At 66.9% G+C, this 13,567-nt stretch carries 9 protein-coding genes; 3 read left to right on the top strand and 6 right to left on the bottom strand.

From position 1 onward, the window contains the following. Window positions 1–82 precede the first annotated feature (82 nt). Genes NO363_RS05590 through NO363_RS05580 form a run of 3 tightly spaced genes read right to left on the bottom strand, consistent with a single transcriptional unit; the run spans window position 83 to window position 4,251 of the window. Complete coding sequence (locus NO363_RS05590) at window positions 83–1,471, bottom strand: zinc ribbon domain-containing protein (RefSeq protein WP_256687480.1); 1,389 nt, start codon at window positions 1,469–1,471, stop codon at window positions 83–85. Further along, window positions 1,471–2,640 carry a thiolase C-terminal domain-containing protein gene (locus tag NO363_RS05585; protein WP_256687478.1) on the bottom strand — a complete coding sequence of 390 codons (1,170 nt, stop codon included), beginning with the start codon at window positions 2,638–2,640 and terminating at the stop codon, window positions 1,471–1,473. The genes NO363_RS05590 and NO363_RS05585 overlap by 1 nt, the downstream gene beginning before the upstream one ends. 42 nt (window positions 2,641–2,682) lie before the next feature. Then, on the bottom strand, window positions 2,683–4,251 hold the full coding sequence (locus tag NO363_RS05580) for an O-antigen ligase family protein (protein ID WP_256687477.1): 1,569 nt from the start codon (window positions 4,249–4,251) through the stop codon (window positions 2,683–2,685). Window positions 4,252–4,362: 111 nt separating this feature from the next. On the opposite strand from NO363_RS05580, the gene NO363_RS05575 reads away from it, so the two are divergent. Both NO363_RS05575 and NO363_RS05570 read left to right on the top strand, forming a co-directional pair. Continuing rightward, the gene (locus tag NO363_RS05575; RefSeq protein WP_256687475.1) at window positions 4,363–5,178 is read left to right on the top strand and encodes an undecaprenyl-diphosphate phosphatase; all 816 of its coding nucleotides are present in this window, start codon (window positions 4,363–4,365) and stop codon (window positions 5,176–5,178) included. Between the two features lie 38 nt (window positions 5,179–5,216). Next, window positions 5,217–6,413, top strand: coding sequence for a GNAT family N-acetyltransferase (locus NO363_RS05570; protein WP_256687473.1), 1,197 nt, complete (start codon window positions 5,217–5,219; stop codon window positions 6,411–6,413). 15 nt (window positions 6,414–6,428) lie between these two features. Here the strand turns inward: NO363_RS05570 and NO363_RS05565 are convergent, their stop codons facing one another. From NO363_RS05565 to NO363_RS05555, 3 genes are all read right to left on the bottom strand, one after another. Beyond that, window positions 6,429–7,577 carry an acyl-CoA dehydrogenase family protein gene (locus tag NO363_RS05565; RefSeq protein ID WP_256687471.1) on the bottom strand — a complete coding sequence of 383 codons (1,149 nt, stop codon included), beginning with the start codon at window positions 7,575–7,577 and terminating at the stop codon, window positions 6,429–6,431. Between the two features lie 68 nt (window positions 7,578–7,645). Further along, a complete protein-coding gene (locus NO363_RS05560) occupies window positions 7,646–9,292 on the bottom strand; it encodes a long-chain fatty acid--CoA ligase (RefSeq protein ID WP_256687469.1) in 1,647 nt (548 codons plus the stop codon). A gap of 90 nt (window positions 9,293–9,382) precedes the next feature. Further along, window positions 9,383–9,952 carry a thioredoxin family protein gene (locus NO363_RS05555; protein ID WP_256687467.1) on the bottom strand — a complete coding sequence of 190 codons (570 nt, stop codon included), beginning with the start codon at window positions 9,950–9,952 and terminating at the stop codon, window positions 9,383–9,385. A gap of 138 nt (window positions 9,953–10,090) precedes the next feature. On the opposite strand from NO363_RS05555, the gene NO363_RS05550 reads away from it, so the two are divergent. Continuing rightward, window positions 10,091–13,534, top strand: a complete 3,444-nt coding sequence (locus tag NO363_RS05550; RefSeq protein ID WP_256687466.1) for a PAS domain S-box protein — start codon at window positions 10,091–10,093, stop codon at window positions 13,532–13,534. The last annotated feature ends 33 nt before the right edge of the window (window positions 13,535–13,567 follow it).

Below are 13,567 nucleotides of genomic sequence, written 5' to 3'. Positions count from 1 at the left end.
GATTCCCCTCCCCCTCCGTCTCCACCAACCTCCTCCCCTCATCCTCACTCCGTTCCAACCGCACTGGCCGACATCGTCGCAACTATGCGGTCGGGACGAACTTCACGCCGTAGCGCGCGATCCCCTCCTGCTCGTAGATCCGACGGACGACGGCCCGGAGCTCGTCGCCGATCGCCACCGACTCGGGATCGCAGTCGGTGAGCTGTGCCGGCAGCGTCGCGTCGGTCCCTTCGAAACCGACCACGACGACCCCGTAGGCACCGTCGCGGCGCTGCTGGGCGGCGAACTCGGGTGGTGCGCCGCCCTGCCCGACGACCGTTCGCGCCCTAACGACGCCGACGCGTGGCAGGTCGTACGGCTCGTAATCGGCTCGCGAACCGCAGTGCGGACAGGCACCTTCCGGCGGGAACGCCACCGTTTCGCAGTCGGGACAGCGCCCGGCCCGGAGTCGGTAGCGCTGGTCGAGGCTCTCGCGCCACGTCGGGAGGCTGACGCGTGCGCCGCCGCCCGCGACTTCCTCCTCGTCGAGCACGCCACGCTTGCGGAGGGCGGTCGTGTACGAGATCCGCTCGCCACTGGGGATTTCCCCATCAGCGAGCCCCGCGATATCGAGGCCGCCATCGAGGACGAACGCCGCTCCTGCGCCACCGCTACCGAACGCGCCCGCGAGTGTCCGGTCGTCCGCGTCGGCACCCCTGAGCGCGCGAGCCAGTCCCAGGAAGACGGTGGCCGCGCCGGCATCACCCACCCGACCGACGACGGTGCCGCGTTCGATCACATCGTCGTTGATCGAGAGATCGCCCGCGATACGGCTCGGCATCCGCGCGTCGGGCTGGTGGAGCGCGGCGTGCGCGACGCTCTCGATATCGTCGATCCTTGTGGCGGCCCCGGCCACGCATTCCCGGATCGCGTCCCGCTCGTACGTCGTGACGCCGATCGACGCCACGTCCTCCGAACCGCGCTCGCGATAGCGGAGTCCGGGATACTCGTCGGCGTACCACGCCCGTTCTGGAATCCCGACGGTGGCCTCGTCGGCGACGAGGAGTGCGACCGCGCCGGCACCCCACCCATCGGCCGGATCGCCGTTGGGGCAGTCCGACACGACCACGAGCGCCGGTCCGTTGGCGTCGAGCGCCCGCGAGAGCGCCTCGGCACCAGCGAGCGTACTCCCGGTGTGCTCGCTCGTTTCCACGTCCCGTTCCAGCCCGAGCGCGCGTCCGAGTCGCGGTGCGAACAGCCCTTCGTCCAGCGGTGGCGTCGTGCTCGCGAGGGCGACGTGTTCGATCGCCTCACGCTCGACACCCGTCTCGATCAGCCGCTCGGTCGCCGCGACGGCCATCGTAAAGGCGTCCTCGTCGGCCCCAGGCACCACCATTTCTCGGTGCGGACTCCGACCCCACGCCTCCTCGACCGCCTCACCGGCGAGTCGGTAGCACGGGAGATAGGTCGCGACGGCGTCGAGACCCCTCATTACGCCCCTCCCACGTCCGTGCGTTCGAGAACCGTCACCGTGGCCCCGCCGCCGCTCCCGCCGACGTTGTGGGCGAGGCCGATCTCGGGCGAATCGACTTGGACGTGTGCGCGTTCTTGGAACTGCTCGAACAGCTCGACGAGCTGTCCGGTGCCGGTCGCGCCGATCGGATGGCCCTTCGATTTCAGCCCGCCGGAGGTGTTGACCGGCAGTTCACCGTCGGGATCGGTCCGCCCGTCGTCGAGGAGCGCCCCCGCCTCGCCGCGCTCGCAGAAGCCGAGATCCTCGTAGGCCAGCAGTTCCGCGATGGCGAAACAATCGTGGACCTCGGCGAAATCGACGTCTTCTGGGTCGATGTCGGCTCGCTCGTAGGCGCGCTCGGCGGCAGCCGCGCTCGCCGGGATCGAGGTGAGGGTGTCGCGCTCGAACAGACCGACACGACCGCTCGCCGCGCCGACGCCCGCGACGCGAACGGGGGCGAACTCTTCTGCGACGTCCTCCGAAACCACGAGGACGGCGCTCGCCCCGTCGGAGATCGGACAGCAATGATAGCGATTGAGCGGATCGGCCACCGGTGGTGCATCGGTCGCGTCGGCCATCGAGCAGGCGAATCCGAGATGTGCGTTCGGGTTCTCGGCACCGTTGGCGTGGTTTTTGACGGCGACCCGTGCGAGCGCCTCCGGGTCCGCGTCGTACTCGTGAAAGTAGGCGTTCGCCATCTGGGCGTACACCCCCGCAAAGGTCGTCCCGCTGAGACGCTCGTACTCGGTGTCGCCGCTCACGCCGAGCCACCATCTGGTCTGGTCGGCGCTCGTGTCGGTCATCACTTCGTAGCCGCCGGCGAGGACGACGTCGGCCCGGCCCGACTGCACCGCCGTGACCGCCGACCGGAACGCGTAGCCGCCGGCCGCACAGGCGTTCTCGACGCGCGTCGTCGGAGTCGTGTGGAGGCCGACGTGTTCGGTGACGGCCGGCGCGCTCAGACCGATCTGACGGCCGCCGACGCCGAGCGTTCCGAGGAAGGCCTCGTCGATGCGATCGGGATCGAACGCCCCGCTGGTACTGTCGAGCGCGCGGTCGAAGGCCGTCTCGAACAGCGAACGGTAGGTCGCGTCCGGGAACGAGCCGAACGGCGACTGGCCCGCGCCGACGACGTATGCATCGCGCATGCGAACGGTATCGTGGCGGATCGGTAAAACCGCTCGGTGGGGTCAGCCCTGGATGCGACCCGTCGTCGACAGTTCTTCCTCTGTCACCTCGGTGTTCGTCGTCCAACCACGGTAGCGGCGACTCGCCGTGCCGATCGTCGCGCCGGCGAGCAGCCAGAACGCCGCGTTGCCGACCGTCCAGTGGTAGGCTGCCATCCACGAGGAGTAGGCGTGGAAGGTGGCCATCGAACAGAGCATGGCGATCCACAGCAGACGCTCGACGCCCTCAGTGCTCACGATCAGCCGGAAAGCAACGAACGCCACAGTGAGAATGGCGAGGAGATAGAGGCCACCGCCGACGAACCCCGTCGCGGCGAGGTTCGACAGGATGGTGTTGTGGACGCCGAGATCCGCCGGCAGCCCGTAGCGCTCCGAGAACACGTAGAAGTTCTTCCCGCCGATGCCGAACAGCGGATATTTGACCGCGAGCTGGATCGCCGTGACGTACTCCTCGATCCGTATCGCCAGCGTATCGGTGCGGAAGATCGACGTGTCGCCGTCACCTGACTGGAGGACGAACAACAGCACGCGGGCGATGACCCCCCAGACGGCGATCGCGACGACGCTGGCGGACGCCGTCACGGCGATCGAATGGCGTCGCTTCGCGGTGACGAGCAGCCAGAGAGTGAGACATGCGCCGAAACCGAGTCCGAGCAGGATGAGCGTCGCCCAGCCGGCGTCCGTGTCGGCGACGCGGATCGAGAGCACAGAAACGGCAGCCGCAGCCACGACGAACGGCGAGAGCCACGCGCGCCGGATCGTGACGGCGACTGCGAGCGGGAGCGCGAGCAACAGCACCATCACCAGTTCGCGGCCGTGGCCGACGAACCCGCCCGCGTAGAAGCCGGTCGCGATCTCGAACGAGCTTAGCATAAACGAGCGTAGATAGCGGTCGGGCGGCTCGCCGAGAAACGGGAAGCCGAGCATCCCCTCGTTGACGATCTGCGCGAGCGAGAGCAGCAGGTTGCCCGCGACGGCGACGAGAAACGGGTAGACGACACAGCGGACATCCGATCGGTGGACGATCAGCGCGGCGACGGCGAACACGACGAGATTGCGCAACTGCTCGATGGCGTACATGACACCGGCCCCCGACGAGCCACCGTTGGCGACGAGGCCGGCGACGAACGCCCAGGCGACGAACCCGACCAGTCCGAACGTCGCGATCGACCGCCCGTTGAACCCCACGGACGGTCGGTCGTCGAGAAACTCGTAGAGGAGGACGAACAGCAACGGGACGGTGACGACGTCGGCGGCCATCACGTCGATCGTCGCGATGCCGGGCCCCTCGACGAGCGTCGTAGAGATGTCAAACAGTGTGAGGACGATGGCGGCGCTCGCGAGCCCCGCGAGAGCATGTCCGCTCGCGAACACGACCGCGAGATAGCAGAGGCCGGCGACGACGACGAGCACCGGGGTCGGGAGACCGCTCACCGCAGCGACTACGGGCACGCAGACGGCGATCAGTGTGGTCAGCAGCAGTGCCGTCCACACGTAGGTTCGCACCTCGCTCTCGCCGACCGCCAGGGCGTTGCCGGCCGTCCCGAACCGCTCGGCGAGATGTCCACTCACGTCTATACTCTGACAATATAGGTCGCATCCCCACATACATCTATCGGTTTTCGGAGTGATGTCGCGGTGACGATCGAACCGCCTTTATCCGGGGCCCGTGGCCGGTCGAACATGGACCCCTCGGTCGCGCTGTCGCTCATCGTCGGAATCCTGCAGGGCATCTTCGAGTGGCTGCCGATATCGAGCGAGGGGAACATCACGCTGTATCTGACGGTCGTCGAAAACGTCTCGCCGGCGGTCGCTGTCCAACTGTCGCTTTTCCTTCATGCTGGCACCGCGCTCTCGGCGCTCGCCTACTACCGCGACGAGGTCGCGGCTCTGCTCGGCGAGATTCCAAACTGGCGACCCGATCGGGCGTTCGACCGCGATCGCTCCGAACTCACTTTCCTCGTCGTCGCCACGCTCGCGACCGGTGTGGTCGGACTACCCGCGTACGTCGCCCTCGAAGAGCTCGTCAGCCAGCTCGCCGGCGGGGCGTTCGTCGCACTCATCGGTGTCCTGCTGATCGTCACGGGCTTCGTCCAGCGCGGAGTCGAGGGCCGTGGCGGACGGCGCGGAACGCCGGATCTCGTCGATGCGGTGCTCGTGGGCGGGCTCCAGGGACTGGCGATCCTGCCGGGCGTCTCCCGATCGGGAACGACCGCGAGTGCGCTCCTCCTGCGGGGCCACGACGGCCCCTCGTCGTTCCGGCTCTCCTTCCTGCTCTCGATCCCGGCAGCGCTCGGCGCGGGGGCGATCACGACGCTCAGCGACGGGATCCCGGCGATCTCGCCTGCGATGGCCGCCGTTGCGCTCGCGACGAGCGCGATCGTCGGCTATCTCACGATCGACGCGCTGATGCGACTGGTTGAACGCGTCTCGTTCTGGCTGGTCTGTGTCGGTCTCGGCGCACTCGCGGTGATCGGCGGTGGCGTCTTCCTCGTCTGACCGAGTGGCTATTTCACCGTTCGGATCGCAGGCATCCCATGCCCACCTACCGCCCGGTGCCCGACGACCGGATCGACGAGTTTCGGGCGATCCAGCAGTACGCTTTCAGTCCCGCCGAGCCGACGGAACCCGTCGAGAGCGTCGACGACCTGCCGCGACGGGCGAAACACGGTGCGCGCCGCGGTCTCTTCGACGGCGAGGAACTGCTCTGTACCGGTGCCCACCACTGGTTCACGACCACGGTGCGCGGTGGCGAGCATCCGCTGGCGGGGCTCGCGGGTGTCGCCACGCCACCGGAGAACCGTCGGCAGGGGTTGATCGCCCGCCTGCTCAGCGAATCGCTCGCCGAGTACCGCGAGCGTGACCAGTATCTCTCGGCGCTCTGGCCGTTCGAGTACGCCTTCTACCGGCAGTATGGGTGGGCACAGGCCGGCACCACCGCGATCTACGAGTGCGAGCCCGAAGCGCTCGCCTTCGCGGCCGAAACCGACCACGACGGGGAGTTTCGCCGACTCGATGCCGACGATTTCGCGGCGATGGACCCGGTGCTCGCGGCCGCCGGCGAGGGCGTCTCGCTCTGGATGCGCCGCAGCGAAGCGTGGTGGCGCGATCGAGTTTTCACCGGTCGCGAGAACGATCCCTACGTCTACGGCGTCGAGCGCGATGGCGACCTCCGGGGATACGTCGTCTACCACATCGACGCCGACGACGGGCGCACGATGCGAGTGAAGGAGTGCAACGCGATCGACAACGCAGCGTTCCTCGATCTCCTGCGATTCCTGTTCTACCACGACTCGCAGGTCGAGCGCGTCCGCATCCGTGGCCGAGCCGACTGGCCGCTGGCCGATCTCGTCGACGATCCCCGCGCCGTCGATTGCGAACTGGTTCCCGGTGGGATGGTCCGTATCGTCGACGTCGAACAGGCGCTCGCCGCCCTCGACTACCCCGCCGCTGTCGAGGGCCGCGTCGTACTCTCGGTCGACGATCCGAGTGCCGCGTGGAACGACAATACGTTCGCGCTCGCGGTGCGGGACGGCGCAGCGACCTGCACTCCAGTCGATGAATCACCGGACGCACGTGTCGCGATCACGACGCTCTCACAGCTGTTCGTCGGCCACTTCTCGATCGAGCATGCGAGGATGGCTGGCGACCTCACCGTCGAATCGGAGGAGACGGCGGCACGTCTCGCGGCGATGTTCCCGCCACGAGACGTGATTCTCAGTGAAGACTTCTGAGCGGCGAGTGGCCACCTACTGGCGCTGGCTGTAGATCAGGTTGCGCTGGACGGCGTTCGCGCCCTCGTAGATGACGGGCACCCGGCAGTCGCGGTAGACGCGTGCGATACGGTTCTCGGTCAAGACGGAGCGCCCGCCGTGGAGCTGCATGCCGGTCTCGGCGCAGTCGACGGCCGTCTCCGTCGAGTTCGCCTTGGCGAGAGCGGCCCAGTAGCCCGCGTTGTCCTGATTGGCGACCTTCTCGGCGGCGCGCCAGTTGAGCGCCCGAGCGCTCTCGAACTCGATGAGCATGTCCGAGAGATCGTGCTGGACGGCCTGAAACTCGCTGATCTCGCGGTTGAAGGCGTCACGGTCGTGGACGAAGTCCCAGGCCTCCTCGATGGCCGCCGCGGCGAGTCCCAATCCATGTCCGCCGACGACGACGCGACCGTGGTTGAAGAACTCGGCGAGCATGTAGAAGCCGGTGCCCTCGTTGCCGATGAGGTTCTCCTCGGGGATCCGGCAGTCCTCGAAGAAGATGTGACCCTGTTTGGAGGCGCGAAAGCCCATCTTCTCGGGGATGTGCTCGGCCTCGTAGCCCGGTGCGTCCGTGGGCACGATGAACATCGAGTAGTTCGAGTAGCGGTCGTCGGAGTCGCCGCTCTTGGCGTAGACGGTGAGCCAGTCGCCCTCGACGGCGTTGCCGACCCAGTATTTCTCGCCGTTCAGCACCCACTCGTCGCCGTCCTTCTTAGCGGTGGTCTGCATCCCGGCGAGATCGCTGCCGGTCTGAGGTTCCGAAACCGCCAACCCCGTTATCTGCTCGCACTCGGCGACCGGCCGGAGGAACTCCTCGTGCTGGTCCTCGTTGCCGTATTTCTCGACGATCTCCGCGCCGAAACTCGCCAGTTGGAGCGTGAGTGCGATGCCCGCGTCGGCCCTGTAGAACTCCTCGCCGATGGCGAGCATCTGCTCCAGATCGAGGTCGCGCCCACCGAGATCCTCGTTGATGTCTTGGGCGACCAGCTCTGCCTCCTGTCCGGCTTCGAGGATTTCCCAGGGATACTCGCCCGTCCGGAAGTACTCCTCGGCGTTCGGGGCGATGTGTTCGTCGGCGAACTCGCGAGCGTCCTGCTTGACCTCGTGAGCGTGTTCGGGAACGATCGACTCGTCCAGTAGCTCCATGTCCACACGACGGGAGCGCGACGCAAATAACTCGTGTAAACCGGCAACGAGTCACGGAGAGTTGTCGATCAGTCGCTCTCGGGCGCGGCCTCCTCCGGAGCCTTGCCCGCGATCAGCGATTCGTCCGAATACTCCTCGCGGAGGTCCTTCTTCGAGAACTTCCCGGTAGCGGTCTTCGGCACCTCGTCGATGAACAGCACGTCGTCGGGCACCCACCATTTGGGGTAATCCTCGTCGACGAGTTCGAGCAGTTCGTCCTTGAGCGAATCGCGCTCCTCGCCGGTGACGACGAAGGCGACGGGACGCTCCTGCCACTTCTCGTGGGGCACTCCTACTACTGTGGCCTCGCTCACGTCGTCGTGGGCCATCAGTGCGTTCTCGAGTTCGACGCTCGAAATCCACTCGCCACCGGATTTGATGACGTCCTTCGCGCGATCGACGATCTCGATGTAGCCGTCTGGATCGACGCTCACCACGTCGCCGGTCTTGAGCCATCCGTCCTCGAAATCCTCCTCGTTCGCCTCGGGCCGCTCGAAGTATTCGGTCGTGACCCACGGCCCGCGCACCCAGAGCTCGCCGAACTCCTCGCCGTCCCACTCGATCTCGTCGCCGCCCTCGTCGATGACTTTGAACTCCAGTCCGGGAACCATCAGTCCCTGTTTGGCGCGCTTGGCGTAGCGGTCGGTGTCGTCCCACTCGTCCATCCCGTCCTTGAGCCGTGCGACCGAGCCGATGGGGCTCATCTCGGTCATCCCCCACGCGTGGAGTACGTCCACACCCAGTTCGTCGAATCGTCGAACCACGGACTCGGGGGCGGCGCTCCCGCCGATGATGACCTGTTCGAGCGAGGAGAGATCGACCTCGTTGTCGTTCATGTATTCGAGCAGTCCCAACCAGACGGTGGGAACCCCCGCCGTGATCGTGACGCCTTCTTCCTCGATGAGCGCGGCGAGATCGGCGGGATCGGGCGACGGGCCGGGATAGACGTGTTTCGCGCCCGCCGCGGTCGCCGTGAACGGCATCCCCCAGGCGTTGACGTGGAACATCGGGACGACCGGCATCACGACGTCGGTGTCGTCGAGACCCAGCCCCTGGGGCGTGAGCGTCGCCATCGTGTGCGACCAGAGCATCTGCTGGGTATATTCGACACCCTTCGGCTTGCCGGTGGTGCCCGAGGTGTAACACATCCCGGCCGGCCGATCCTCGGAGAGCGCCGGCCAATCGTACTCGTCGTCATGCCCGTCGATGAACGACTCGTAATCGGTCGCGTCGAGGTCCGTTTCCGGCACTTGCTCGCCCATGACGACGAACTGCTCGATCGAGGCGAACGCGTCCGGGTCGGCCGCGCCGCCGAGCTTCTCCAAGAGGGACGGATCGACGAACAGGAGTTCGTCGCTCGCGTTCTCGACGATGAACTGGATGTGCTCGTCGGGCAGCAGCGGGTTGATCGTGTGGAGCTGGCGGCCGGAATCCGGCACGCCGAAATACGTCTCGAAGTGGCGGTGGTGGTTCCAACAAAAGGTTCCAACGCGTGCGTCATCACTGATCCCGGCCTCGTCGAGAGCGTTCGCCAATCGGGCGACGCGCCCGCCGAATGCGGCATAATCGTAGCGTTCGATCCCGTCGTGGGTGCGCGAGACGATCTCGACGTCGGGATACATGCGCTCGGCGCGCCACAGGAACGGTCGCAGGATCTGGTCGGTGCCTCCTGGCATACGTTCACAGAACGACCGCTCGGTAATGATTCTTCCTCTATGATACCACGTCACGCGGTTTCAGTGCGAGAACGCGAAGCGAAGCCCGACTCAGCGCCACTTTATCGAACAGCCGCGCGAGGGGCGGAACTGCTGATCGACGGGAACGCCCCCGAGCACCGATTCGATCGCTCCGGCCATCTCGAACCCTGCCTCGCCCGACGGTCGCTGGTCGGGGCCGTGAGCGTCGTCGAGACGACCGTGATAGGCAAGTTCGAACCCCGCATCGCCGTTGCGAAAGAGGAACGGATCGGGTGTGCAGACCGCGCCGTAGGCCCGTGCTACGTCCTGGGATTCGTCGCGCAGGTAGGCGTCGTAGTCGACGGTGCCGTCGGCGACGAGCTCCTGCATTCGCTCGAAGGAGTCGTCGGGATACTCCTCGGCGTCGTTCGGATTGATGCCGACGACGGCGACGTCGTTACCGTAGAGAGCAGCGAGTTCGTTGAGGGTCTCCATTTTCGCCTGTGCGTACGGACAGTGGTTGCAGGTGAAGACGACGAGCAGCGCCCGGTACTCGTCGAAGTCGTCGAGCGTGTGCGTCTCGCCGTCCGCACCGGGCAGTTCGAAATCGGGGGCCGCGTCGCCGCGTTCGAGTTCGCGCGTGGATTCTTCGAGAACCATGCGGGCCGCACGACCGCGAGGGCTAAAGGTTCGACGAACCACACGACGCCGCGCATCACGGCGCGAGCCGAGACAGGTTTTTCTCGCTCCGGGCGGCATTCGAGCACAACAAGGATGTCGGAGGCGATGTCGGTGCTGATGGTCGACGACGAACCGGCAGTCGCCGACTTCGCCAGCACCTCTCTCGAACGGATCGACGACAGGCTGACGGTCGCGACCGAGGCGGATGCCGAGGCGGTGCTCGACCGCATCGAAGGGACGGAGATCGACTGTATCGTCAGCGACTACCGCATGCCGGGGATGGACGGGCTCGCGCTGCTCGAACGGGTGCGCGAGCGCCATCCGAACATCCCCTTCATCCTCTTCACCGGCGAGGGCGGTGAGGGGGTCGCGAGCGAAGCCATCTCCGCCGGCGTCACCGACTATCTCCGAAAGGGGACGGGCAGCGAACGGTACGAACTGCTCGCCAACAGTATCGTCAACGCCGTCGAGAGTTATCGCGCCGAGTGTGCGCTCGCCGAATCCGAACGACTCTACCGCTCGCTCATCGACGCCACGCCGGACGCGGTGGTGATCGCCGACGCCGAGACGGGGCGGATCGTCGAGACGAACGACGTCGCCGCGACGCTGTTCGGCCGCCCGCGCGAGGAGCTCGTCGGGATGGACCAGACGGCACTCCATCCCGCCGAGCAGCGGGAGCGCTATCGCGAGCTGTTCGAACGGCACGCCGCGTCGTCCGGTACCGATGCCGCCCGGTTCGGCGACGGCTCGGCGGTGCTGATCGAGACCGCCGACGGCGAGACGATACCTGTCGATCTCAGAGCACGCACCGTCCAGATGGACGACCGTACGCTCCTGCACGGCGTGTTCAGAGAGCGATCGACGCGGACCGAACGCGACCGCGACCGGGAACGCGCGATCACCGACGGCTTCTTCGAGGCGCTGCCGGACCCGGCCTATGTTCTCGATCCCGAGGGCACGATGGTTCGGTGGAACGAGGAGTACGCGTCCGTCGTCGGCTACGACGACACGACGATCGCCGGAACGAACTATTCCGAGTTCGTCCCCGATGCGGATTACGACCGTATCGACGAGCGCATACAGGAAATCCTGCGAACGGGCGAGAGCGCCGTGGTCGAGTCGGCGCTCGTGACGAACGCCGGCGAGACGATCCCTCACCAGTTCAGCGGCGCGCGCGTTCCCCTCGGCAACGGCTACGGCATCGTCGGCGTCGGGCGCAACGTCGTCGAGCAGCGCCGCCGCGAGCAAGCCATCGGGGCGCTTCACGAGGCGACGCGGCGGTTCGTGGCCGCCAGGGACGAAGACGGGATCGCCGACGCCGTCACGACGACGATCGAAGAGATCCTCGGCTTTCCGATTGCCGTGGTACGTCTGCACGACGACGAGCGCGACAGCCTCGATCCCGTGTCCGTGACCGCTGCGACACACGACCGACTCGGCGAGCGGCCGCGCTACGCGCGCGGCGAGGGGTTCCCGTGGCGAGCGTTCCGTGCCGGCGAGGCGATCGTCGTCGGCGAGGCGAACGCACCCGACGACGGCATTCCGCTGCGCCATCGACTCTACCTCCCGCTCGGCGACCACGGCACGATCACCGTCGCCTCGCCCGACGAGTCGTTCGACGACAGTACCGTCAGACTCGCGCGCGTGCTCGCGGCGAACGCCGAAGCGGCGCTCGATCGCCTCGAACGCGAGGAGCGACTGCGCCGGTACGGCCGGATGCTCGACGCCGCCGGCGACATGATCTACACGCTCGATGCCGACGGGCGATTTAGGACGGTCAACGACACGCTCGTCGCGGAGACGGGCTACGGTCGCGAAGAACTCCTCGGTGAACACGTCTCGATGCTGCTCGACGAGGACGACATTGCACTCGGCCGCTCGGTGATCCAGCGGCTGCTCGCCGACGGTGCGAACGCCGTCAGCGACTCCTACGATGCGACCGTCCACACCGCCGACGGCGACTCCATCCCGTGCGAGATCCAGCTCACGGCGTTGGAGGGCGACGCCGGCTTCGCGGGCACCGTCGGCGTCGTCCGCGACATCACGGTCCACAAGCGCCACGAGCGACTGCTCCAAGCGCTTCACGACGCCAGCCGGGAGATGATGGCGGCCACCACACGGCGCGAGGTCGCCGACGTCGCGATCGAGACCGCTGCCGACGTGCTCGATATGGAGCTGAACGGGATCTGGCTTCACGAGGCGGGCGAACTCCGACCGGTGGCGATCTCCGAGGCCGGCACGGAGCTGTTCGACGCGCCACCGACCTTCGCCGGCGGCGAGAGTCTTGCCTGGACGGTCTTCGAGTCCGGCACAATGCAACGGTACGACCGCGTCGACCGCCAATCCGAGGTTCACAACCCGAACACACCGATCAGAAGCGAGCTGCTGTTGCCGCTCGGCGACCACGGTGTCCTGACCATCGGCGCGACCGAACCGGGCGTGTTCGACGACCGCGACGTCTCGCTGGCGAAACTGCTCGCGGCGAACACCGAGGCGGCGCTCGAACGCGCCGAACGCGAGCGCGAACTCGTCGTCGAGCGCGATCGCCTCACGGCGCTGTTCGAGAACGTTCCGGACGCGGCGCTGCGCTACGAACTGGTCGACGGCGAACCGATCACCCGGCGGGTGAACGAGCGCTTCGAGACGGTGTTCGGCCACAGCGCGGGAGAGATCACGGGCGAGAACGCCGGTGACTACATCGTTCCGTCGGATCGCGAGATGGCGATCGAATCGGTCGACGCGGCGCTCGCCGACGGAACGAGCCGTCAGACGACCGTTCGCCGGCTGACGGCCGACGGCGTGCGCGATTTCTTGGTGCATATCGCCCCGCTCGAACCGGGTGAGCGCAAGGGTGGTTACGCGATCTACACCGACATCACCGACCAGAAGCGCCGCGAGCGCGATCTCGAACGCCAGAACGAACTGTTGGACGGGTTCGCGAGCGTCATCTCGCACGACCTCCGCAACCCGATGGGTGTCGCGCGCGGCCGGCTCGAGCTCGCCGAGGCCGATCACCACTCGGAGCATCACGACGCGGCGCTGTGGGCTCTCGACCGAATGGACACGCTCATCGAGGACGTGCTCACGCTGGCCCGTCAGGGACGGGTCATCGACGACCCCGAACCCGTCGAACTCGCGGGCATGGCCGAACGGGCGTGGCGGACGGTCGACGGCGAGGACGCGACGATCGACGTCGAGCTCTCGGGGACGGTCGCGGGCGATCCCGACAGACTGACGCGGTTGTTCGCGAACCTCTTTCGCAACGCGATCGATCATGCCGGCAGCGACGTCCACGTTACCGTCGGGACGACCGAGACGGGCTTTTTCGTTGCCGACGACGGACCCGGCATCCCCGACGGCGAGTGCGAGCGGATCTTCGAACACGGCTACTCGACGAGCGAGTCCGGGACCGGGCTGGGGCTGATGATCGTCCGACGGATCGCCGACGCACACGGCTGGTCAGTCTCGGTCGCCGATACGGCCGACGGTGCCCGCTTCGAGGTCGACATCGGCGGCGACGGGGAGCAAGCAGTCCTGCCGGCGGAGCCCGGGCGCAACTGAGCGGTCGCTGTCATACTGTTTTTTGTTGGTGGG

Source organism: Halococcus qingdaonensis, assembly GCF_024508235.1.
In the GTDB taxonomy this organism is placed as follows: Archaea; Halobacteriota; Halobacteria; order Halobacteriales; family Halococcaceae; genus Halococcus; species Halococcus qingdaonensis.
The sequence above is the reverse complement of the archived record's forward strand: the minus strand, read 5'-3'. Positions and strand labels throughout refer to the sequence as shown.

Bases quoted from the DNA above. Each gene is read 5' to 3' on its own strand.
- NO363_RS05555 (WP_256687467.1), bottom strand. From the start codon at position 9,952: ATGGTTCTCGAAGAATCCACGCGCGAACTCGAACGCGGCGACGCGGCC.
- NO363_RS05550 (WP_256687466.1), top strand. From the start codon at position 10,091: ATGGTCGACGACGAACCGGCAGTCGCCGACTTCGCCAGCACCTCTCTC.
- NO363_RS05590 (WP_256687480.1), bottom strand. From the start codon at position 1,471: ATGAGGGGTCTCGACGCCGTCGCGACCTATCTCCCGTGCTACCGACTC.
- NO363_RS05565 (WP_256687471.1), bottom strand. From the start codon at position 7,577: ATGGAGCTACTGGACGAGTCGATCGTTCCCGAACACGCTCACGAGGTC.
- NO363_RS05560 (WP_256687469.1), bottom strand. From the start codon at position 9,292: ATGCCAGGAGGCACCGACCAGATCCTGCGACCGTTCCTGTGGCGCGCC.
- NO363_RS05575 (WP_256687475.1), top strand. From the start codon at position 4,363: ATGGACCCCTCGGTCGCGCTGTCGCTCATCGTCGGAATCCTGCAGGGC.
- NO363_RS05570 (WP_256687473.1), top strand. From the start codon at position 5,217: ATGCCCACCTACCGCCCGGTGCCCGACGACCGGATCGACGAGTTTCGG.
- NO363_RS05585 (WP_256687478.1), bottom strand. From the start codon at position 2,640: ATGCGCGATGCATACGTCGTCGGCGCGGGCCAGTCGCCGTTCGGCTCG.